Raw genomic sequence first — 20,810 nt, 5'->3', positions numbered from 1 at the left:
CAATTGTAGGAGCCGGCTTGCCGGCGAATGGATTTAAAAGGCCCGCAGCTTAATCCCTGAACCTCGCAGGTCAAGTGCTCAGGTAGCGCCCGATCAAGGCAACACCACTGGCCAGCACCAACCAGGTCACCAGGCGCACGAAAGCTTCCCGAGACAGCCTCATGGTCAAGCGCCGCCCCACCCACAACCCCAGCGCCATCGCCGGCAACAGGCACACCGCCAACAGCAACAGCGGTAGCTCGGCATAAACCCCAGCCAGGGCGAACAAGCTCAGGCGCACCACGGTGCTGCAACTGATCAAGGCACTCTGGGTGGCTCGCGCCGGGTCCTTGGGCAAACGGCTGTTCAGGTAAATGGCATATAGAAAGCCGCCACTGCCGAACAAGGCGCCAAACATCCCGCCGACAATCCCCATGGGCACCGACCACCCCACTGCCAAGCGGGTGGGACGCGCCTTAACCCACAAGCTGTAAACAGCGTAAGCGCTGATGAACAGCCCCATTAACAGCAACAACAGGTCGGACTTGAGGTTGAGCAGAAAGATCACCCCCAAGGTACAACCCAGCGCCATGCACGGCAGCAAGCGCAACAGCTCGGGCTTGGCCACGTCCTTGCGCGACGGCAGCAGGTTGCCGAAAGCGGCGACGAAATCCAGCAATACCAGCAGTGGCACTATCTTCGACAACGGCATGAACAGAATCAGGACAGGCCCGGCCACCAGTGCCGTGCCGAAACCGGCAATGCCAAACACGATATAGGCCAACACGATGCCCAGGCCGATTGCCAGCCAAGCGCCGGCTCCGAAAGACCACTGGTTCAAGCCTTCGATAAACACACTCATCAGCGCGACATCCTCGATCCAATACGCGATGACTTTAGCCAGCCGCGAGCCTTGCGACTAATATCGTCAAAGCCGTCAACTCATCTCAAAAAGGCATACCTAGTGATTTCGACCCGCCAACTGCGCTACTTCGTGGAGATCGCCGAGTGCGGCAGTTTCAGTGCAGCCGCAGAACGCTTGTTCGTCGCCCAGTCAGCCCTCAGCCGGCAGATCAAGGAACTGGAAAGCCAACTGCAAACCCCACTGTTCGAGCGCACCGCGCGCCTGCCCCGGTTGACTGCCGCCGGTGAGGCGTTTTTCCCCAAGGCGCGCAACCTGCTGAACGAGTTGCACAAGGCCAGTGAGCAGGCGACCCAGGTCGGCCAGGGGCAACTGGGCACCTTGCGCCTCAGCCACTCCAGCACCGTGCCCATGAGCGGCCGCCTGCTCAGCGGCATCAGCGAATACCTGCAGCGCTGCCCCGGGGCCTCGATGGACATCGCCAAGCTCTCTTCCGAGGCGCAATTGGCCGACCTTGCCGAGGGCCGTCTGGATGTCGGCCTGCTGCGCCTGCCGGTTCTGCGCCAACGCGAAGGGGTGCAGATCGTGCCGCTGTTCAACGAGCCCCTGCTGCTGGCAGTGCCACCGAAACATCCACTGGCACTGGACCCACCGCCCCGGGGGGTCGACCTGTCCCGGCTCAGGGAAGAAGCCTTTATCTCGATCCCGCACCCACAACGGGGCGGCTTGAGCTACCTGTCTGCGGAGCTGTGCATGCGCCAGGGATTCTTTCCCAAGGCCGCACGGGTGATGTCGCGCAAGACCACCCAATTGCAGTTGATCCAGGCCGGCTTCGGTATCGCTCTGCTGCCCGAGTCGATGCAGGACATCGCTCCGCCCAGCATCCGCTTCCTGCCCCTGGCCGACGGTGATTGCCAGAGTACTGTGGCGCTTGCCTGCCGGCAGGACCCGACGCCGCTGGTGGCACAGTTCGTCGAGCATTTCTGCAATGCCCTGTAGCCAGCGCAACAGCTCAGGAACCTGGTACCGGGCGTGCACGCTCTTGGCCTCACAGAGCCATTTCACCCGAGCCAGCGACGAGGGCGGCGGCCACAAGCTTTTACCAATTTGCGTTGTTCCATTCAGAGACAGGCCTTTAAACTGCGCCCCATGATTAAAGATCCCTTTGCACGACTCGGCCTGGATCGCGAGGTCCTCACCGTCACCCAGCTCAACGGCCGCGCCCGGGTGCTGCTCGAGGACGTGTTCAGCAATATCTGGGTCGAAGGCGAGATCTCCAACCTCGCCCGCCCGGCTTCCGGCCATGTGTACTTCACCCTCAAGGACAGCGGCGCCCAGGTACGCTGTGCGCTGTTCCGACAGAACGCCGCGCGGGTCCGCCAGGCGCTGAAGGACGGCCTGGCGGTCAAGGTCCGGGGCAAGGTCTCGCTGTTCGAGGGCCGCGGCGACTATCAGCTGATTCTCGACACTGTGGAGCCCGCCGGTGACGGCGCCCTGCGTCTGGCCTTCGACGCACTGAAGGAAAAGCTCAGCGCCGAAGGGCTGTTCAGTGCCGAACGCAAAGTACCGTTACCGGCCCATCCGCAACGCATCGGCATTATCAGCTCGCCCACCGGCGCGGTGATCCGCGACATCATCAGCGTATTCCGCCGCCGGGCGCCCCAGGTCTGCCTGACCCTGATTCCCACTGCGGTACAAGGCCGCGAGGCCACGGCACAGATCGTCCGCGCCTTGCAACTGGCCGATGCCCGGGGCTTCGATGCCTTGATCCTGGCCCGAGGTGGCGGCTCTCTGGAGGACCTCTGGTGCTTCAACGAAGAAGCCGTGGCCCGTGCCGTGGATGCGTGCGTGACGCCTATCGTCAGTGCGGTCGGGCACGAAACCGACGTTTCCATCAGTGATTTCGTCGCCGACGTCCGCGCACCTACGCCCTCCGCCGCTGCCGAATTGCTGGCCCCGGATTCCAGCGACCTGCAACGCCGGGTCGACAGCCTGCATCGGCGCCTGGTCATGCGCATCCGTGATCGGTTGATGCGCGAGCGCCTGCGCCTGGATGGCCTGGCCCGGCGCCTGCGCCATCCCGGTGAGCGGCTGCGCCAGCAAGCACAACGCCTGGATGATCTGGACATGCGCCTGCGCCGGGCTTTCGAGCGCAACCTGAACACCCGCCGCGAACGCCTGATCCGTCTGGAAACCCGCCTCGGCGCCCAGCATCCGGGACGACAGCTGGCGCTGCTGCGCCAACGCCTCGACAGCCTCGCCGAGCGCTTGCCCCGAGCCATGGGCGAAGGTTTGAAAGCCCGACGCATGCAGTTGCAGGCACAGATGCAGACCCTGCACGTGGTCAGCCCCCTGGCCACCCTGGGCCGGGGCTACAGCATTCTGCTGGATGACCGTGGCCAGGCCATCCGCTCGGCCGGGCAGACCCGCAACGGTCAACGCCTCACCGCGCGCCTGGGCGAAGGCGAGCTGCAAGTCCGGGTCGAAGACAACCACCTGACGCCTGTCACCCTTTCTCTACTGGATTGATCCATGCCACGTTTTCTCTGTTCCCTGCTGTTGCTGTGCCTGGCCTGCAACGCCAATGCCGACAGCTACATCACCCGCCAACTGAACAAACCCGTGCCCGGGGGCGTAGCGGTCGTGGATCTGGGCAGCGCCGCCCAGGCACCCAAGGCCAGCTACCTGGGCAAGCCGGTACTGGTGGTGAAAGAACAGAACAACTGGCTGGCGATTGTCGGCATTCCCTTGACGGTCAAGCCCGGAGCCCAGCAGATCAGCGCTGGGGCGCGCAACCTCGGCTTCACGGTCGGCAACAAGAAGTACCCCGAACAGCGCATCACCCTGAAGAACCAGCGCCAGGTCAACCCGAACCCGGCCGACCTCAAGCGCATCGACGGTGAACTGGCAGAGCAACTGCGCGCCTATCGCAGTTTCAGCGCCAACACGCCCAGCAACCTGCTGCTGGACAAGCCGGTGAACGGCCCGCTGTCGAGCAAGTTCGGGGTGCGTCGCTTCTTCAATGGAGAAGAGCGCAACCCTCATTCAGGCCTGGACTTCGCCGTGCCGGCAGGCACCCCGATCAAGACTCCGGCCGCAGGCAAGGTGATCCTGACCGGCAACTACTTCTTCAACGGCAACACCGTGTTCGTCGATCATGGCCAAGGTTTCATCAGCATGTTCTGCCATATGTCGAAGATCGACGTGAAGGTCGGCCAGTCCCTGGCTCGCGGCGCCGTGGTGGGCAAGGTGGGCTCCACCGGACGCGCCACCGGCCCCCACATGCACTGGAACGTCAGCCTGAATGATGCACGGGTCGATCCGGCGATCTTCATCGGTGCCTTTCAGCCCTGACCCGCCGGCACCCGCCCCTCAATAAGCCCCTCACCGACAGGTCGCCCGGGTAGCTCTTGGCTACCTCCCGGCTCTTGACCGGATTGCGCAGGCCATCACGACTGCGCAATCGCTGATATTCTTTCGGGTAATACCCAGCATAAAATCTCGATATGGTTTCCATTTCGAGTATTCCTCTCAATTTTTTTCGACTGCTTGCCATCTCCGACCTCAGTGGTTAGGGTTGAGCACATGAAAACCTCTCACACCCTCATTCAGCGTCGTCAACACCGGAGCCTCTGCCTCGTCAGCGCACGACTGCCAGGCTGAATCGCGGTGCCTCATCCCCCTGCGTCAACACCTCACTCTTGACACACCGGCAGGCCGCCTCTTTTCGGCCCGGACAATAAGGATTTCTCCATGACCATGCTCAAAGACCCCTCGTCCAAGTACCGCGCGTTCCCGACCATCAACTTGCCGGACCGGACCTGGCCGTCGAAAACCATCACCAGCGCGCCGATCTGGTGCAGCTCGGACTTGCGTGATGGCAACCAGTCGCTGATCGAACCAATGGACGCGGTGAAGAAGCTGCGCTTCTGGAAAACCCTGGTCGCCGTGGGCGTGAAAGAAATCGAGGCCTCGTTCCCAGCCGCCTCACAGACCGACTTCGACTTCGTGCGCACCTTGATCGAAGAAGGCCACATCCCGGACGACACCACCATCCAGGTGTTGACCCAGGCCCGTGAAGACCTGATTGCCCGTACCTTCGAATCCCTGCGCGGGGCGAAGAAAGCCATCGTGCACCTGTACAACGCCACCAGCCCGTCGTTCCGTCGCATTGTCTTCAACCAGGACAAGGCCGGTGTGAAAGAGATCGCGGTGAATGCGGCCAAGCTGTTCGTCAAATACGCCGCCCAGCAGCCGGAAACCCAGTGGCAGTTCGAGTACTCGCCAGAAACCTTCAGCGCCACGGAGCTGGAGTTCGCCAAGGAAGTCTGCGACGCCGTGGTGGAAGTCTGGAACGCCACGCCGGCCAACAAGGTGATCCTCAACTTGCCGGCCACCGTTGAAGTGGCAACACCGAACATCTACGCCGACCAAATCGAGTGGTTCTGCCGCAACATCAACCGTCGTGACAGCGTGCTCATCAGCCTGCACACCCACAACGACCGTGGCACCGGCGTGGCCGCCACCGAACTGGGCCTGATGGCCGGTGCTGACCGTGTCGAAGGCTGCCTGTTCGGCAACGGCGAGCGTACCGGCAACGTCGACCTGGTCACCGTGGCCTTGAACCTCTACACCCAGGGCGTGAATCCGGAACTGGATTTCTCCGACATCGACGGTGTGCGCAAAGTCGTGGAAGAGTGCAACCAGATTGCCGTGCATCCGCGTCACCCTTATGTCGGCGACCTGGTCCACACCGCCTTCTCCGGCTCCCACCAGGACGCGATCCGCAAGGGCTTTGCCCAGCAGAAATCCGACGGCCTCTGGGAAGTACCGTACCTGCCGATCGACCCGGCCGACATCGGCCGCAGCTATGAGGCGGTGATCCGCGTCAACAGCCAGTCGGGCAAGGGCGGTATCGCCTACCTGCTGGAACAGGAATACGGCATCAGCTTGCCGCGCCGCATGCAGATCGAATTCAGCCAGGTCGTACAGCGCGAAACCGATCGACTGGGCCTGGAGATGACTGCCCAGCAGATTCACGCCTTGCTCCACAGCGAGTACTTGCAGGCCAACACCCCGTACGCGCTGGTCAGCCATCGCCTGCAGGAAGAAAACGGCCACAGCGCCGTGGAAGTGGAAGTCTCGAGCAAGGGCCAGGGCGAGACCAACCTGCATTGGCGCGGCAAGGGCAACGGTGCTTTGGAAGCCCTGGTGGCCGGCCTGCCGATCCCGGTGGAGATCATGGACTACAACGAACACGCCATCGGCGCCGGGACCAACGCCAAGGCGGCGGCCTACATCGAACTGCGGGTCAATGGTGAGCGTGCTGTGCACGGCGTGGGCATCGACGAAAACATCACCACCGCCAGCTTCAAGGCTCTGTTCAGCGCCCTGAACCGCTCCCTGAGCGAACAGGAAGCCAAAGCAGCCTAACGGCAACGGTGCAAAAAAAGGCCCCGAGGTGTGAAAACCTCGGGGCCTTTTTGCATTCAAGCTATAAGCGCTGCGATTGGCTTGCAGCTAGCAACCTGCCGCTCACCTCTGCCCTTCAAGCATGTACATCGACGCTGAACATCGCCTGCAACAGGGCCGCCTGCAACACCTGCAAAGTGGTGCTGGTGGTGGTGATCTGTGCCTGCATCTCCATCACTTGCTGGGCTTTCTGCTCATCAGTGGCTTGCTGGCCCTTCTCGATACTCGCCAATTGCTGCTGTTGTTGGGCGAGGAGCTTCTGGGTCTGCTCGATCTGCTTTTGCAGCGCCTTGACCGGGTCGCCTCCGGACTTCACCGCATCGATACTGGCGTCTGCTGAGTTGACACGCAGCTCCTTGCTGTCCTTGTCCTTGCTCTCGCTCACCGGCGCCAGCGGACTGCTGTCGGTGTCGTCGGCAGCTGCGGTAGCGGCTTTCGGCGTGGCAAGCGGATAAGGGTTGATGGCAACGGCGTTGATGGTGGTCATCGGATATTCCTCCTGAACTGTTTGTCCTATCGGCCCTCAACGCCAGACCTTGATATGGCTGAACTGTAAAAAAGTGTAGGGGGTCGCGGCCGCTCTCAAGTGAACATGAAGGTATCGGCGTCAAGGTTGGCCGGGAAACGAGCCCTGTAAGCCGCCAACTCTCCCGCATTCAGGCACACCTGGAAAACACCATCCGCCTCTCCGGCGCTGAGCAGGGTTTCCCCCTGGAAATCCAGTACCTGGCTGTCACCGGTATAGGCAAAGCCCTTGCCATCGGTCCCTACCCGGTTCACCGCCGCGACGTAGCACAGGTTTTCAATGGCCCGGGCCGGCAGCAGACGGTTCCAGTGCAGGCGCCGGGCACCTGGCCAATTGGCGGTGTACAGCAGCAGGTCAGTGTCCTGGGCGTCACGGCTCCACACCGGGAAACGCAGGTCGTAGCAGATCAACGGACGAATACGCCAGCCCTTGAGCTCGAACTGAACCTGGCGCTCGCCCGGTGTGTAGTGGTTATGTTCACCAGCCATGCGAAACAGATGACGCTTGTCGTAGTGCCAGACTTCACCGTCGGGGCGGGCCCACAGCAGACGGTTGCGATGGCTGCCATCCGCCGCCTGGATGATCACGCTACCGGTGATCACCGCATCGAACTTCTTCGCCTGGATCCGCAGCCATTTGCTGGTAGGGCCATTCTCCGGCTCCGCCAGGGTCGCAGATTCCATGGAGAACCCGGTGGTGAACATTTCCGGGAGGATCATCAGATCGGCCCCACGAGACTGCTCCAGCAACTGCTCGAAATGCTCGAAGTTGGCCTGGCGATCGTGCCAGGCCAGGGTGGTCTGAATCAGTGCCAGATTCAGATCGGGTAGTGCACTCAGATCACGCATAGTTTCTCCGCTGCCTGACGCAACGTCTCCTCGCGCTTGGCAAAACACAGGCGTACCAGGCGCTGTCCCTCGGGCGGGTGCTGATAGAACACCGACACCGGGATCGCCGCCACGCCATGTTCACGGGTCATCCAGATCGCCATGTCGACGTCATTCAGGTCCGGACGAATCCGCGAATAGTCCACCAGTTGAAAGTAAGTGCCGGCCACCCGGGTGAAACTGAAGCGTGAAGCGCTCAACAGGTCGCAGAACAGGTCACGCTTGGCCTGGTAAAAACCAGGCAACTCCTCGACATGCTCCGGGTGCTCGGCCATGAAGTCGGCCAGAGCGTACTGCAAAGGGGTCACTCCGCAGAAGCTGACATATTGATGCACCTTGCGCAGCTCCGCGCTCAGGGCGGGCGGCGCCACCACGTAGCCGGTCTTCCACCCGGTGACGTGGTAGGTCTTGCCAAAGGAGCTGACCACGAAAGCCTTCTGGTACAGCTCTTCATGGGCCAGCAGGCTGACATGGGCCACACCATCGAACACCAGGTGTTCGTAGACTTCGTCACTGACCAGGTAGATGTCGCGATCACGGATCAGGGCGGCCAACTGGTCCAGCTCGGCACGGCTGATCAGGGCTCCACTGGGGTTGTGCGGGGCATTGAGGATGATCATCCGCGTGCGCGGACTCAGGGCGTCACCGAGTTTCTGCCAATCGATGGCAAAGCCCTGCCCTGCCAACGGCACATGCACACAACGCCCACCGGCCAGCTCCACCGACGGCTCATAGCTGTCGTAACTGGGGTCGAACACAATGACTTCGTCACCGCGCTGGATCACCGCCTGGATGGCACAGAAGATGGCCTGGGTCGCACCGGGAGTGATGGTCACCTCAGCGTCCGCATCAACCTGGACACCATAGCTGCGGGCGATTTTCGCGGCGACCTGCTGGCGCAGTGCCGGTAAACCGGTCATGGGTGCGTACTGGTTATGGCCATTGGCGGTATGCCAGCCAAGCGCATCACGCAGGGCTTGCGGGCCATCGAAATCAGGAAAGCCCTGGGACAGGTTGAGCGCTCCGGTTTCCACCGCGAGCTGGGACATTTGCGTGAAGATGGTGGTGCCGACATTCGGCAACTTACTGATGATCATGAGGATTCCCTGCTGAGCAGTCCGCACTACGGCGGCGCGGAGGTCCCCGAGAATAGCCCAAACGCCAGGCATGAAAAAGGGCGCCCGGGGGCGCCCTCTTATCCACACAAACCCGCTAGGAACTGGCTTGCCAGCAAAGCACTGAAGCAGATCCAGCGCTTCGCCAGCACGCCGGCCCCAAGCCGATCAGCGCTTGTCGCGGCGCTTCTTGTCGGCCTTCTTGTGGTGCGACATCAAGCGACGCTTCTTGTTGACCTGGCGGTCGGTCAGGGTGTTCTTGTTGCCTTCGTACGGGTTGTCGCCGCCCTTGAACTCGATGCGGATCGGCGTACCCACCAGCTTCAGCACCCGGCGGTAGGTGTTCTCCAGGTAGCGCACATAGGACTTGGGCACCTTCTCCACCTGGTTGCCGTGAATCACGATCAGCGGCGGGTTGGCCCCACCCAAGTGGGCGTAGCGCAGTTTGATCCGGCGGTTGTTGACCATCGGCGGCGCATGCTCGCCCACGGCGTCTTCGAGGATCTGCGTCAGGCGGCTGGTCGGCCAGCGGGTGACCGCCGACTTGAAGGAGTTCTGCACCGACTGGTAGAGGTTGCCCACGCCGGTACCGTGCAGTGCCGAGATGAAGTGGATGTCGGCGAAGTCGACGAAGAACAACCGGCGTTGCAGCTCGGTCTTCACGTAGTCGCGCTCGCTCGGCTGCATGCCGTCCCACTTGTTCAGGGCAATCACCAGGGCCCGGCCGGCTTCCAGGGCAAAGCCCAGCAGGTTCAGGTCGTGATCCACCACGCCTTCCCGGGCGTCCATGACGAAGATCACCACGTTGGCATCCTTGATCGCCTGCAGGGTCTTGACCACCGAGAACTTTTCGACTTCCTCGTGGATCTTGCCGCGCTTGCGCACACCGGCGGTGTCGATCAGCGTGTACTTCTCGTCGTTACGCTCGAACGGGATGTAGATGCTGTCGCGGGTCGTACCGGGCTGGTCATAGACGATCACCCGGTCTTCACCGAGCATGCGGTTGACCAGGGTCGACTTGCCGACGTTCGGACGGCCGATGATGGCGATCTTGATCCCGTCCTTTTCGCTCGGGCCCGGAATGCGCTTGGCTTCCTCGCCTTCGGCAACGATCTCTTCTTCACCTTCTTCCGGCTCGTCGGCGTCATCCTTGGGGAATTCGCGCAGGGCGATTTCCAGCATCTGGGTGATGCCACGACCGTGGGCACCGGCGATCGGGATCGCGTCGCCCATGCCCAGCGGGGCGAACTCGGCGCGAGCCATGTCCGGGTCGATGTTGTCGACCTTGTTGGCCACCACGTAGGAAGTCTTGTTACGTTTGCGCAGGTGTTCGCCGATCATCTGGTCGGCTGCGGTAAAGCCAGCCTTGGCGTCTACCAGGAACAACACCACATCGGCTTCTTCAATGGCCAGCAGCGACTGCTCGGCCATCTTCTCGTCCATGCCATGCTCGTCACCGGAGATACCGCCAGTGTCGATGAGAATATAGGTACGCCCTTGCCACTTGGCCTCACCGTATTGGCGATCACGGGTCAGACCGGACAGGTCGCCGACGATGGCGTCGCGAGTCCGAGTCAGGCGGTTGAACAAGGTGGACTTGCCGACGTTAGGTCGGCCCACCAGGGCGATTACGGGAACCATGCGGCTCTCCACTGCGTTAATTGCGAAAATACAAAAGCCGCTGCGAGGCAGCGGCTGGTGCTCGGGGCAGCACCTTGAAGTGCTGCGAACCTTGTCGAGACAAGGCCGCTTGGGGAATCAACCCCAAGCATAGTCAAAGCCTTACTTGATGGTCAGGGCGACCAGTTTGCCGCTGTTGCCATACACGTAGATCATGTCACCCACCACCAGCGGACGGGCCCGCAGGCCATCGCTGTCGATGCGCTCACGACCGACGAAACGACCATCGACCTGGCTCAGCAGGTGCAGATAACCTTCCAGGTCACCCACGGCCACGTAGCTGGAGAAGACTTCCGGTGCCGACAGTTGACGGCGAGCCAGGGAATCATTGCTCCACAAGGCGGTGGTCGAACGCTCGTCCACGCCTTCCACGGTGCCCGAGGACAGGCTCACGTAGACGCTGCCGAAACCCTGGGCCACACCGGCGTAGCTGGAAGCATCACGCTGCCACAGTGGACGACCGCTCTCCAGGTCCAGGGCCACGACACGCCCCTGGTAGCTGGCGACATACAAGGTACCACCGGACAGCAGCAGGCCACCGTCGATGTCCACCACCCGATCCAGCTCGGAACGGCCTTGCGGAATCGCTACACGCTGCTCCCACACTGGCACGCCGTTGCGGATATCCAGCGCCACCACCTTGCCGGTGGAGAGACCGGCCAGGGCCAGACGATTGGTCGCCAGCGGTGCACTGGTGCCCCGCAGGGTCAGGACCGCCGGAGTGCTGTCGTAGAGCCAGAGCTGGTTACCAGTGCTGGCATCCAGGCCAATCACCCGATCATCCTGAGTCTGCACCACCACCACGTCACCGTTGGTGGCCGGCGGAGCCAGCACTTCACTGGTGACGCGGGCACGCCATTTCTCTTCGCCGCTGGAGGCGTCGAGGGCAACCACTTCGCCCTTCAGGGTGCCAATCATGACCAGCCCGTAACCCACGCCAACGGCGCCGGAAACAGGCAGCTCGAGATCTTTCTTCCATTTGACGTCGCCATTCATGCGGTCCATGGAAACCACCACACCGGTGACATCGGCCGCGTAGATGGTGTCACCATCGATGGCCGGGACCAGCATGTTGTAGGTTTCGCCCTGACCGTCACCGATCGAACGACTCCACTGCTTCTGCAGGACCACTTCCTCTTTGAAGTCGACCAGCTCAGCCGGTGGCAGTTCTTTCTTGCTGTTGCTGCTGCAACCCGCGGCCAACAAGGCCAGAGCCAGCAATGCTGCATGTTTCCAACGGATCACGTCATGCATCCCCTTTGGCCAGGTCGTCCAGCTTGATTTGTAAGCCACCAACCGCCGCTTCATCCGACAGCGCCGCCTTGGCTTTTTGGTATGCAGCATGGGCCTCATCCACACGGCCCAGCTGGACCAGCAGATCACCCTTGAGCTCTTCACGGGTTGCCAGGAAGGCCTTGTCGGCATCGCCGTCCAGCAGCTTCAGGGCTTCATCGGCCTTGTTCTGCGCCGCCAGCACCTGAGCCAGACGCTGACGCGCCACTTCACCCAAGGTTGCGTTTGCCGGCTTGTCAGCCACCGCTTTGAGCTGCGCCGCAGCGTCGTCCAGCTTGCCAGTGTCCACGGCCACCTTGGCCACGAACAGGCTACCGTACTGGGCGTAGGCAGTGCCGCCGAACTCGCTGTTGAGCTTGCCCGCCAGGTCCGCGACACGCGCGGCATCCGGCTTGCCATCCGGCGTCAGGGTTGTTTCCAGCAGTTGCTGATAGAGCACCGAAGCGCCTTGCGACTGGTTGTTCTGATACTTGTGCCAGGCTTGCCAGCCGAACACGATAACCAGGGCCAGCAGGCCGCCAGTCACCAGGGGTTTGCCGTTACGCTGCCACCAGTCTTTCAATTCCGCCAGCTGTTCATCTTCGGTACTCGACACCCCAATACTCCTTATTCGCTAAATCGGCTGTTTGACAGCTTCAACCCTGCACGACGCAGGTGGCCAGGTGCGCAGCGAGCGCATCCCAGGCAATGCTTTGTTGTTCGCCCTGGCCACGCAGGGGTTTGAAACCTACCACTTGCTGGGCCAGTTCGTCGTCACCGAGGATCAGTGCGTACAGTGCACCGCTCTTGTCGGCCTTCTTGAATTGGCTCTTGAAGCTGCCAGCGCCGGCGTTGATTTGCAGGCGCAGGTTCGGCAATTGATCACGAACACGTTCGCTGAGGGCCAATGCGGCCAGCTCGGCGGCCTCACCGAAGGCACACAGGTACACGTCCACCTGGCGGGAAATCTCTTCCGGGACCTGCTCCAGGGTTTCCAGCAGCAGGACCAGGCGCTCGATACCCATGGCGAAACCAACGCCCGGGGTCGGCTTGCCGCCCATTTGCTCGACCAGACCGTCGTAACGGCCACCGGCACACACGGTGCCCTGGGCTCCGAGCTTGTCGGTGACCCACTCGAATACCGTCTTGCTGTAGTAGTCCAGGCCGCGAACCAGCTTGGGATTGATCACGTACGGAATACCCGCGGCGTCCAGGCGCGCCTTCAGGCCCTCGAAGTGCACGCGGGACTCTTCATCGAGATAGTCGGCCAGCTTCGGCGCATCCACCAGCACGGCTTGGGTTTCGGGGTGCTTGGTATCGAGCACTCGCAGCGGGTTGGTCTTCAAACGACGCTGGCTGTCTTCATCCAGCTGGTCCAGGCGGGCGGAGAGGAACTCCACCAGCGCCTCGCGATAGCGCGCGCGCGCTTCACTGGTGCCCAGGCTGTTGAGTTCGAGCTTGACTGCATCACGGATGCCCAGCTCGCCCCACAGGCGCCAGGTCAGCACGATCAGCTCGGCATCGATGTCGGGACCGTCGAGGTTGAACACCTCGCAACCGATCTGGTGGAACTGGCGATAGCGGCCCTTCTGCGGGCGCTCGTGGCGGAACATCGGGCCGATGTACCAGAGCTTCTGCACCTGGCCACCACCCGTGATGCCGTGCTCCAGGGCTGCGCGTACGCAGGCCGCGGTGCCTTCCGGACGCAGGGTCAGGGAATCGCCGTTGCGGTCCTCGAAGGTGTACATCTCTTTTTCGACGATGTCGGTCACTTCACCGATGGAGCGCTTGAATAGCTCGGTGAACTCGACGATCGGCATGCGGATCTGCTTGTAACCGTAGTTATCCAGCAGGCGCGCCACGGTGCCCTCGAAATAACGCCACAGGGGCGTCTGCTCGGGCAGGATGTCATTCATGCCACGAATGGCTTGCAGAGACTTGCTCACAAAAAATCCTTAATACGTTCGGTTAGCCGCGAGCGATCAGCGCTGCGTCGGCTTCGACCTTTTCGGCCGCCTTCTGCCGGATCAGCCTTTCGAGCTCTTCCACCAGATTGTCATTGGTCAGTTTCTGCGCTGGCTTGCCGTCGATGTAGATCAGGTTCGGCGTGCCGCCGGTCAGTCCGATGTGGGCCTCTTTGGCTTCACCCGGGCCGTTGACCACGCAACCGATCACCGCGACATCCATCGGTACCAGCAGGTCTTCAAGGCGCCCTTCCAGTTCGTTCATGGTTTTCACCACATCGAAATTCTGCCGCGAACAGCTCGGGCAGGCGATGAAGTTGATGCCACGGGAACGCAGGTGCAGGGACTTGAGAATGTCGTAGCCGACCTTCACTTCCTCGACCGGGTCGGCCGCCAACGAGATGCGAATAGTATCGCCAATCCCTTCGGCCAGCAGCATACCGAGGCCGACGGCGGATTTCACCGTGCCTGAACGCAATCCGCCGGCTTCAGTGATGCCCAGGTGCAGGGGCTGGATGATTTCCTTGGCCAGCAAACGGTAGGCTTCGACCGCCATGAACACGTCCGAGGCCTTCACGCTGACCTTGAAGTCCTTGAAATTAAGGCGCTCCAGGTGCTCCACGTGACGCAGCGCCGACTCGACCAGTGCGGCAGGGGTCGGTTCGCCGTATTTTTTCTGCAGGTCCTTTTCCAGGGAACCGGCGTTGACCCCGATGCGGATCGGGATCCCGCGATCACGGGCCGCATCCACCACCGCACGCACCCGGTCTTCACGACCGATGTTGCCCGGGTTGATCCGCAGGCAATCGACACCCAGCTCGGCCACACGCAGGGCGATCTTGTAGTCGAAGTGAATGTCGGCCACCAGCGGCACCTTGACCTGCTGCTTGATCCGGCCGAACGCCTCGGCGGCGTCCATGTCCGGCACCGATACCCGCACGATGTCGACGCCGGCTGCTTCCAGGCGGTTGATCTGGGCCACGGTGGCGGCCACATCGTTGGTGTCGCTGTTGGTCATGCTCTGCACCGCGATCGGGGCATCGCCGCCGACCGGTACCGAGCCGACCCAGATTTTGCGGGACTCGCGACGCTTGATTGGAGATTCACCGTGCATGACTTATTGACCTAACTTCAGGCGAGCAGTCTCGCCACTGGTGAACGGGGCGATATCCACCGCCTGCCCGTTGTACGTGATTTGTGCGCCACGGGCGTAGCCCAGACGCACGGCAAAAGGTGGCTTGCCGCTGACATCGACGACTTCGCCCTTGCGCTTGAGGGCGCTGAGCAGAATCTTGCCGTTGCCGTCAGTCACCTGGGTCCAGCAATCGGCGCTGAACTGGATCTGTACCTGGGCTGCGCCCGCTACAGGGGCGACGGTGGCCGAGTTGGCCGCAGCATTCGCCGCAGGAACAGGTACCTGGGCCGCAGGCGCCACCGGAGCGACGGCCACAGGCGCGGTCACTGCAGTGCCATGGGCAGGAGCCGCGGGTACCACAGGCGCTACAGCGGGAGCCGGAGCGGGTGCCGCAGGCGTCGCCGGGATGGCCGGCGCCTCGGCAGCTGCCTGCTCTTCGACCTGAGCGGCGTTGGCCTGGGCTTCACTCTGGCCTTCGGCGACGGCCTGGTCTTCAGGCTCGTCGATCGGATGAATCTGCGTAGTACCGTCGGCGCCCTCGACCTCGACGTGCTCGGGAGTCAGCGACATCGGTTCCTTGCCTCGCTGGGAGGACTGATCCTGCCACCAGATGAAGCCGCCACCGACCACCGCCACCAGCAGCAGCAAGCTGACGATGCGCAGGATGGTGTGGGAGACGCGTACCGGCTCTTCGATACGGCCCAGGGCGTGAACGTTGCTGCCCTGGGAGTCGGTACCGGTGTACTGGTCGAATTCCTGGACCAGTACCGCCTGGTCCATGCCCAGCAACTTGGCATAGGCACGGATATAGCCACGGGAAAAGGTATGCCCCGGCAGCTTGTCGAAGGCGCCGGCTTCCAGGTTGCTCAGGGAGCTCACCGTGAGATTGAGCTTGTGGGCCACTTCAGCCAGCGACCAACCATTGCTTTCGCGGGCCTGACGCAGGGTCTCTCCGGGGTTTACGCGAGTCACTGCTTGAACTTCGGGATGCGCCGCTTTCATCATTGCTCCGACAGGTATTGCTGATATTCCGGCGTACCGGGATAAAGTCGTTTTAGTTGCAGACCGTAACTGGCGGCCTTGTCGCGATCTTCGAACACCGTTGCCAGGCGAACACCGAGCAATAGACTACGTGCATTTTGCTCGCCGAGCAGGCTAAAACGATCGTAATAATCACGCGCGGGCACATAATGCCTGTCTTCGTAAGACAACTCAGCCATTTCCAGCAACGCGCGGGGCTGTTGGTGATTCAGACGCAGGGCTTTTTCCAGTTGCAACTGGGCCAGCTCACGCTGGCCCAGCTTCGAAGCGGTCATCCCGAGGCTTTCAAAGACCCGGGAACGTTCGGGGTACAGAGTATCAGCAGCGGCTTGCTCAAAACGCTGATAGGCCTCTTTGTAACGTTTTTCTTCGAACAGGAAGCTGCCGTAGTTATTGAGGATCCGCGCACTGTCCGGACGCGCCGCCAGGGCCTGGCGAAAATGCTCGTCGGCCAGCGCCGGCTCCCTCTCGGCCTGGAACACCAGCGCCAGGGCAGCGTTGGCATCGGCATCGGCCGGGGCCAGTTCCAGGGCCTTTTTCAACGGCACCTTGGCCCGCTCGCTCATGCCCTGCTGCAGGTAGCCCAGGCCCAACTGCACATAAGCCTCACGCGCTTCGTCACGCCCCTTGCTGGTGCTCATCGGGTTGGCATCACCCGAAAGAACACAGCCAGCACCTAGGCTGGCAACAAGCAGGAGCAGCGCGAAGCGCAAGATCATGGAGATCCTCTCTCAGGTACGGGTCGCGGCGCTTTGCGGCATATCGGCGTCGGCGCTCAACTCGCGCACCGCGATATAGCGTTCGCTGCGACGGGTGCGGTCCAGCACCTGCCCTACCAACTGACCACAAGCGGCATCGATGTCTTCACCGCGAGTGGTGCGCACGGTGACATTGAAACCGGCGTGATGCAGTTGGTCCTGGAAACGTCGGATGGCGTTGTTGCTCGGGCGCTCGTATCCGGAATGCGGGAACGGGTTGAAGGGGATCAGGTTGATCTTGCAAGGAATGTCCTTGAGCAACTCGATCATTTCGACCGCATGTTCCAGCTTGTCGTTGATGTCCTTGAGCAAGGTGTACTCGATGGTCAGCACACGCTTTTCGCCCAGGGAGGACATGTAGCGCTGGCAGGACTCGAGCAGCATCTTCAACGGGTACTTCTTGTTGATCGGTACCAGCTGGTTGCGCAGCGCATCGTTGGGTGCGTGCAGGGACAACGCCAGGGAGACGTCGATGTGCTTGGCCAGCTCATCGATCATCGGCACCACGCCGGAGGTCGACAGGGTCACTCGGCGCTTGGAGATGCCGTAGCCCAGGTCGTCCATCATCAGGTGCATGGCCGCGATGACGTTGTCGAAGTTCAGCAGCGGCTCACCCATGCCCATCATCACCACGTTGGTGATGGCACGGTCGACGGTCGCCGGGACGCTGCCAAAGGATTTGTTGGCAATCCACACCTGGCCGATGACTTCGGCGGCGGTGAGGTTGCTATTGAAGCCTTGCTTGCCGGTGGAGCAGAAACTGCAGTCCAGGGCACAGCCTGCCTGGGACGAAACGCACAGAGTGCCGCGTTTGCCCTGGGGGATGTAAACGGTCTCGACGCAGCTGCCGGACGCCACGCGCACCACCCACTTACGGGTGCCATCGCTGGAGATGTCCTCGCTGACCACTTCCGGACCACGAATCTCGGCAACAGCCTTGAGCTTCTCGCGCAAGGCCTTGCCGACATTCGTCATGGCGTCGAAATCATCGACGCCAAAGTGGTGAATCCATTTCATTACCTGACCGGCACGGAAACGCTTCTCCCCGATTGAGTCGAAGAATTTCTCCATTTCCGGTTGAGTCAGACCCAACAGGTTAGTTTTGCCGATCGATGCAGTCATGATTCACCCCTCACTCGCAAGCCTTACTCAGCGAGCGGTTACTTCAGTTGCGGCGAAGAAGTAAGCGATTTCGCGAGCAGCGGCAGCTTCGGAGTCCGAACCGTGAACGGCGTTGGCGTCGATGGACTCGGCGAAATCAGCACGGATGGTGCCAGCAGCAGCTTCTTTAGGGTTGGTAGCGCCCATCAGCTCACGGTTGCGAGCGATGGCGTTTTCGCCTTCCAGAACCTGAACAACAACAGGACCCGAAGTCATGAAGGCAACCAGTTCGCCGAAGAAGCCACGCTCGCTGTGCTCAGCGTAGAAGCCTTCAGCTTCAGCCTTGGACAGTTGCTTCATTTTCGAAGCTACAACGCGCAGGCCGGCTTCTTCGAAACGGGAAACGATCTTGCCGATAACGTTTTTTGCAACAGCGTCAGGCTTGATGATGGAGAAAGTGCGTTGAACAGCCATGGTGTAACTCCAGAAACGGTGATTAAAGCGAAAAATTAAACCCGCGAATTATACGCGGGTTTATAGGGATTGCCTAACTGCGTAGCCCGCGGATTCAGTCAGTTTCGTCGATCCAGGCAGCCTGAATTGCTTCAAGAACCTTCTCGCCTCCGCGAGCCGGATCGTCGCTGAACTCCGGCAGCGCCAGAACCCATTGGTGCAGATCGACAAAGTTCACATAACGCGGATCCACATCCGGCTTGGAATCAGCCAGCTGGATCGCGATTTCCAGTACATCAACCCACTTGAGGCTCATGCCAGTTCCTTGAAATCAGTGCGGCGCTTCGGCTGCATGGTTGAGCGAGTATTTGGGAATCTCGACGGTCAAATCTTCATCACCGACGATCGCCTGGCACGACAGGCGCGATTGCGCTTCCAAACCCCAGGCCTTGTCCAGCAAGTCTTCTTCCAGCTCGTCAGCCTCGTTCAGCGAGTCGAAGCCTTCACGGATGATGCAGTGGCAGGTGGTACAGGCGCAGACGCCACCACAGGCACTCTCGATCTCGATGTGGTTGTCATGGGCGACGTCGAGTACCGAAACGCCGGGCTCGACCTCTACAACCAAGCCGTCCGGACAAAACACGGCATGTGGCAGAAAAATGATCTGCGGCATCAGTTATTCCTCGATTTCATTCAGGTTGCGCCCCGCCAACGCGGCTTTCACCGTTGAATCCAGGCGGCGGGCAGCAAAGGCGTCGGTCACTTGCGACAGACGCTTGGTCTGCTGCTCGATGGCATAACCATCGGTGCCACGCATCAATTCACTCAGTTCCTGCATCTGCAGCTCGATGACCATGCGCTCCTCGGCATCCAGCAGACGGTCACCGTCAGCGTCCAGGGCACCCTGAACCGCCTCGATCAGACGCTGGGCGTCGACCTGCTGCTCACGCAGCACGCGAGCCACCTTGTCGTCGCCGGCATACTGGAAGGAGTCCTTGAGCATCTTGGCGATCTCGCCATCAGTCAGGCCGTAGGACGGCTTGACCTGGATACTGGCCTCGACTCCCGAGCCCAGCTCCCGCGCGGAAACGCTGAGCAGGCCATCGGCATCGACCTGGAAGGTCACACGAATCTTCGCCGCACCGGCCACCATCGGCGGAATGCCACGCAATTCGAAGCGCGCCAGGGAGCGACAGTCACTGATCAGTTCGCGCTCACCCTGCAGCACATGAATCATCATGGCCGACTGGCCATCTTTGTAGGTGGTGAAATCCTGGGCACGGGCCACCGGGATCGTGGTGTTGCGCGGGATCACCTTCTCCATCAGGCCCCCCATGGTTTCCAGCCCCAGGGACAGCGGAATCACGTCCAGCAGCAGCAACTCGCCGCCTTCGCGCTTGTTGCCGGCCAGGGTATCGGCCTGGATCGCAGCCCCAATGGCCACCACTTGATCCGGATCGATTTCAGTCAGCGGCTGGCGACCGAACATCTCGGCAACGGCTTCGCGCACCCGCGGAACCCGGGTCGAACCACCGACCATGACCACGGCCCGCACTTCGTCGAGCTCGACATTGGAATCACGCACGGCGCGACGGCAAGCCTTGAGGCTACGGGCCACCATGGGTTCGATCAGCGCATCGAAGGTTGCGCGGGTCAGCGCTGCGCGCCAACTGCCGTACACCACTTCCACCGAATCGAGGTTGGTCAGGGCTTCCTTGGCCGCACAGGCGGTTTGCAGCAGATTGCGCTGAGCGCCCGGATCCAGGTCGGCAGACAAGCCCGCGCCCTCAATGATCCAGTTGGCGATCGCATGGTCGAAATCGTCGCCACCCAGCGCAGTGTCGCCGCCGGTGGCCAGCACTTCGAACACGCCACCGGTCAGGCGCAGAATGGAAATATCGAACGTACCGCCACCCAGGTCATAGATCGCCACCACGCCTTCGGCGTGCTGATCCAGACCATAGGCCACGGCGGCCGCGGTCGGCTCGTTGAGCAGGCGCAGCACATTGAGGCCAGCCAGCTTGGCCGCATCCTTGGTAGCTTGACGCTGTGCATCATCAAAATAGGCCGGAACAGTGATCACCGCGCCGACCAGCTCGCCACCCAGGGTCGCCTCGGCCCGCTGACGCAGCACCTTGAGCACTTCGGCAGAGACTTCCACCGGGCTTTTTGGTCCCTGGATCGTCTCGATGAACGGCATGTGCGACTCGCCATCGACAAAGCGGTAGGGGAGCTGCTCACCCAACTGCTTGACGTCGGACAGGCCACGCCCCATCAGGCGCTTGACCGAGAGCACGGTATTCAGAGGGTCGGTAGGGGCCGCCAGGCGGGCAGATTCGCCGACCTCGACGTGATCGGCGTGATAGCGCACGGCAGACGGCAGAATCACCTGACCCTGCGCGTCGGCCAAAGGTTCGGAAAGACCACTGCGCAAGGCAGCGACCAGCGAATTGGTAGTGCCCAAGTCGATCCCCACAGCCAGGCGACGCTGGTGCGGTTGAGGACTTTGGCCGGGTTCGGCGATCTGCAGTAGGGCCATGCTTATCTGGACTTATCTGTATATCA

Annotated in this window: 20 protein-coding genes; 4 read left to right on the top strand and 16 right to left on the bottom strand. The window is 61.6% G+C overall.

The features are described 5' to 3' along the window. Window positions 1-70 precede the first annotated feature (70 nt). Entirely contained in the window at window positions 71-841 is a 771-nt protein-coding gene (locus U873_RS0118070; protein ID WP_025129571.1) for a sulfite exporter TauE/SafE family protein, read from the bottom strand. Window positions 842-943: 102 nt separating this feature from the next. Between U873_RS0118070 and U873_RS0118065 the strand changes: the two genes are divergently transcribed. The 4 genes from U873_RS0118065 (at window position 944) to leuA (ending at window position 6,274) form a co-directional block, all read left to right on the top strand. Beyond that, a complete protein-coding gene (locus U873_RS0118065) occupies window positions 944-1,840 on the top strand; it encodes a LysR family transcriptional regulator (protein ID WP_025129570.1) in 897 nt (298 codons plus the stop codon). 150 nt (window positions 1,841-1,990) lie between these two features. Beyond that, on the top strand, window positions 1,991-3,370 hold the full coding sequence (gene xseA / locus U873_RS0118060; RefSeq protein WP_025129569.1) for an exodeoxyribonuclease VII large subunit: 1,380 nt from the start codon (window positions 1,991-1,993) through the stop codon (window positions 3,368-3,370). Between the two features lie 3 nt (window positions 3,371-3,373). Next, window positions 3,374-4,195: a M23 family metallopeptidase gene (locus tag U873_RS0118055; RefSeq protein WP_025129568.1), complete on the top strand. Its 822-nt coding sequence runs from the start codon at window positions 3,374-3,376 to the stop codon at window positions 4,193-4,195. 399 nt (window positions 4,196-4,594) lie between these two features. Beyond that, complete coding sequence (gene leuA, locus U873_RS0118050; RefSeq protein ID WP_025129567.1) at window positions 4,595-6,274, top strand: 2-isopropylmalate synthase; 1,680 nt, start codon at window positions 4,595-4,597, stop codon at window positions 6,272-6,274. Window positions 6,275-6,389: 115 nt separating this feature from the next. Here the strand turns inward: leuA and U873_RS0118045 are convergent, their stop codons facing one another. From U873_RS0118045 to hscA, 15 genes are all read right to left on the bottom strand, one after another. Continuing rightward, window positions 6,390-6,800 carry a hypothetical protein gene (locus tag U873_RS0118045; RefSeq protein WP_025129566.1) on the bottom strand — a complete coding sequence of 137 codons (411 nt, stop codon included), beginning with the start codon at window positions 6,798-6,800 and terminating at the stop codon, window positions 6,390-6,392. 95 nt (window positions 6,801-6,895) lie between these two features. Further along, window positions 6,896-7,687, bottom strand: coding sequence for an amidohydrolase (locus U873_RS0118040; protein WP_029978492.1), 792 nt, complete (start codon window positions 7,685-7,687; stop codon window positions 6,896-6,898). Continuing rightward, window positions 7,675-8,823 (bottom strand): pyridoxal phosphate-dependent aminotransferase, encoded by a 1,149-nt coding sequence (locus U873_RS0118035; protein WP_025129565.1) that lies wholly within the window; start codon window positions 8,821-8,823, stop codon window positions 7,675-7,677. The genes U873_RS0118040 and U873_RS0118035 overlap by 13 nt, the downstream gene beginning before the upstream one ends. Window positions 8,824-9,009: 186 nt before the next feature. After that, window positions 9,010-10,482, bottom strand: coding sequence for a ribosome biogenesis GTPase Der (gene der, locus U873_RS0118030; RefSeq protein ID WP_025129564.1), 1,473 nt, complete (start codon window positions 10,480-10,482; stop codon window positions 9,010-9,012). Window positions 10,483-10,623: 141 nt separating this feature from the next. Beyond that, the gene (gene bamB / locus U873_RS0118025; protein WP_025129563.1) at window positions 10,624-11,775 is read right to left on the bottom strand and encodes an outer membrane protein assembly factor BamB; all 1,152 of its coding nucleotides are present in this window, start codon (window positions 11,773-11,775) and stop codon (window positions 10,624-10,626) included. Continuing rightward, window positions 11,768-12,409: a tetratricopeptide repeat protein gene (locus U873_RS0118020; RefSeq protein ID WP_025129562.1), complete on the bottom strand. Its 642-nt coding sequence runs from the start codon at window positions 12,407-12,409 to the stop codon at window positions 11,768-11,770. Before U873_RS0118020 ends, bamB begins: the two co-directional genes overlap by 8 nt. A gap of 40 nt (window positions 12,410-12,449) precedes the next feature. Next, window positions 12,450-13,739: a histidine--tRNA ligase gene (hisS, locus tag U873_RS0118015; protein ID WP_025129561.1), complete on the bottom strand. Its 1,290-nt coding sequence runs from the start codon at window positions 13,737-13,739 to the stop codon at window positions 12,450-12,452. A gap of 22 nt (window positions 13,740-13,761) precedes the next feature. Further along, complete coding sequence (ispG, locus tag U873_RS0118010) at window positions 13,762-14,871, bottom strand: flavodoxin-dependent (E)-4-hydroxy-3-methylbut-2-enyl-diphosphate synthase (protein WP_025129560.1); 1,110 nt, start codon at window positions 14,869-14,871, stop codon at window positions 13,762-13,764. A 3-nt stretch (window positions 14,872-14,874) separates the two neighbouring features. Beyond that, a complete protein-coding gene (locus U873_RS0118005) occupies window positions 14,875-15,894 on the bottom strand; it encodes a RodZ domain-containing protein (protein ID WP_025129559.1) in 1,020 nt (339 codons plus the stop codon). Continuing rightward, complete coding sequence (gene pilW, locus U873_RS0118000) at window positions 15,894-16,652, bottom strand: type IV pilus biogenesis/stability protein PilW (protein WP_025129558.1); 759 nt, start codon at window positions 16,650-16,652, stop codon at window positions 15,894-15,896. The genes U873_RS0118005 and pilW overlap by 1 nt, the downstream gene beginning before the upstream one ends. Before the next feature lie 12 nt (window positions 16,653-16,664). Then, entirely contained in the window at window positions 16,665-17,813 is a 1,149-nt protein-coding gene (rlmN, locus tag U873_RS0117995) for a 23S rRNA (adenine(2503)-C(2))-methyltransferase RlmN (protein ID WP_025129557.1), read from the bottom strand. Window positions 17,814-17,840: 27 nt separating this feature from the next. Next, complete coding sequence (ndk, locus tag U873_RS0117990) at window positions 17,841-18,266, bottom strand: nucleoside-diphosphate kinase (protein ID WP_025129556.1); 426 nt, start codon at window positions 18,264-18,266, stop codon at window positions 17,841-17,843. 94 nt (window positions 18,267-18,360) lie between these two features. Then, on the bottom strand, window positions 18,361-18,561 hold the full coding sequence (iscX, locus tag U873_RS0117985; protein ID WP_025129555.1) for a Fe-S cluster assembly protein IscX: 201 nt from the start codon (window positions 18,559-18,561) through the stop codon (window positions 18,361-18,363). A gap of 15 nt (window positions 18,562-18,576) precedes the next feature. Continuing rightward, window positions 18,577-18,918 carry an ISC system 2Fe-2S type ferredoxin gene (gene fdx / locus U873_RS0117980; protein ID WP_025129554.1) on the bottom strand — a complete coding sequence of 114 codons (342 nt, stop codon included), beginning with the start codon at window positions 18,916-18,918 and terminating at the stop codon, window positions 18,577-18,579. A gap of 3 nt (window positions 18,919-18,921) precedes the next feature. Next, window positions 18,922-20,784, bottom strand: coding sequence for a Fe-S protein assembly chaperone HscA (gene hscA / locus U873_RS0117975; protein ID WP_025129553.1), 1,863 nt, complete (start codon window positions 20,782-20,784; stop codon window positions 18,922-18,924). Window positions 20,785-20,810 lie beyond the last annotated feature (26 nt).

Origin of the sequence: Pseudomonas sp. PH1b (assembly GCF_000633395.1) — a bacterium.
Taxonomy (GTDB): Bacteria; Pseudomonadota; Gammaproteobacteria; order Pseudomonadales; family Pseudomonadaceae; genus Aquipseudomonas.
The sequence above is the reverse complement of the archived record's forward strand: the minus strand, read 5'-3'. Positions and strand labels throughout refer to the sequence as shown.

What these genes read in the sequence shown, in the direction of transcription:
- U873_RS0118070 (WP_025129571.1), bottom strand. Translation starts at nt 841, where the DNA reads ATGAGTGTGTTTATCGAAGGCTTGAACCAGTGGTCTTTCGGAGCCGGC.
- xseA (WP_025129569.1), top strand. Translation starts at nt 1,991, where the DNA reads ATGATTAAAGATCCCTTTGCACGACTCGGCCTGGATCGCGAGGTCCTC.
- U873_RS0118055 (WP_025129568.1), top strand. Translation starts at nt 3,374, where the DNA reads ATGCCACGTTTTCTCTGTTCCCTGCTGTTGCTGTGCCTGGCCTGCAAC.
- leuA (WP_025129567.1), top strand. Translation starts at nt 4,595, where the DNA reads ATGACCATGCTCAAAGACCCCTCGTCCAAGTACCGCGCGTTCCCGACC.
- U873_RS0118045 (WP_025129566.1), bottom strand. Translation starts at nt 6,800, where the DNA reads ATGACCACCATCAACGCCGTTGCCATCAACCCTTATCCGCTTGCCACG.
- U873_RS0118040 (WP_029978492.1), bottom strand. Translation starts at nt 7,687, where the DNA reads ATGCGTGATCTGAGTGCACTACCCGATCTGAATCTGGCACTGATTCAG.
- U873_RS0118035 (WP_025129565.1), bottom strand. Translation starts at nt 8,823, where the DNA reads ATGATCATCAGTAAGTTGCCGAATGTCGGCACCACCATCTTCACGCAA.
- der (WP_025129564.1), bottom strand. Translation starts at nt 10,482, where the DNA reads ATGGTTCCCGTAATCGCCCTGGTGGGCCGACCTAACGTCGGCAAGTCC.
- bamB (WP_025129563.1), bottom strand. Translation starts at nt 11,775, where the DNA reads ATGCATGACGTGATCCGTTGGAAACATGCAGCATTGCTGGCTCTGGCC.
- ispG (WP_025129560.1), bottom strand. Translation starts at nt 14,871, where the DNA reads ATGCACGGTGAATCTCCAATCAAGCGTCGCGAGTCCCGCAAAATCTGG.
- U873_RS0118005 (WP_025129559.1), bottom strand. Translation starts at nt 15,894, where the DNA reads ATGAAAGCGGCGCATCCCGAAGTTCAAGCAGTGACTCGCGTAAACCCC.
- pilW (WP_025129558.1), bottom strand. Translation starts at nt 16,652, where the DNA reads ATGATCTTGCGCTTCGCGCTGCTCCTGCTTGTTGCCAGCCTAGGTGCT.
- rlmN (WP_025129557.1), bottom strand. Translation starts at nt 17,813, where the DNA reads ATGACTGCATCGATCGGCAAAACTAACCTGTTGGGTCTGACTCAACCG.
- ndk (WP_025129556.1), bottom strand. Translation starts at nt 18,266, where the DNA reads ATGGCTGTTCAACGCACTTTCTCCATCATCAAGCCTGACGCTGTTGCA.
- iscX (WP_025129555.1), bottom strand. Translation starts at nt 18,561, where the DNA reads ATGAGCCTCAAGTGGGTTGATGTACTGGAAATCGCGATCCAGCTGGCT.
- fdx (WP_025129554.1), bottom strand. Translation starts at nt 18,918, where the DNA reads ATGCCGCAGATCATTTTTCTGCCACATGCCGTGTTTTGTCCGGACGGC.
- hscA (WP_025129553.1), bottom strand. Translation starts at nt 20,784, where the DNA reads ATGGCCCTACTGCAGATCGCCGAACCCGGCCAAAGTCCTCAACCGCAC.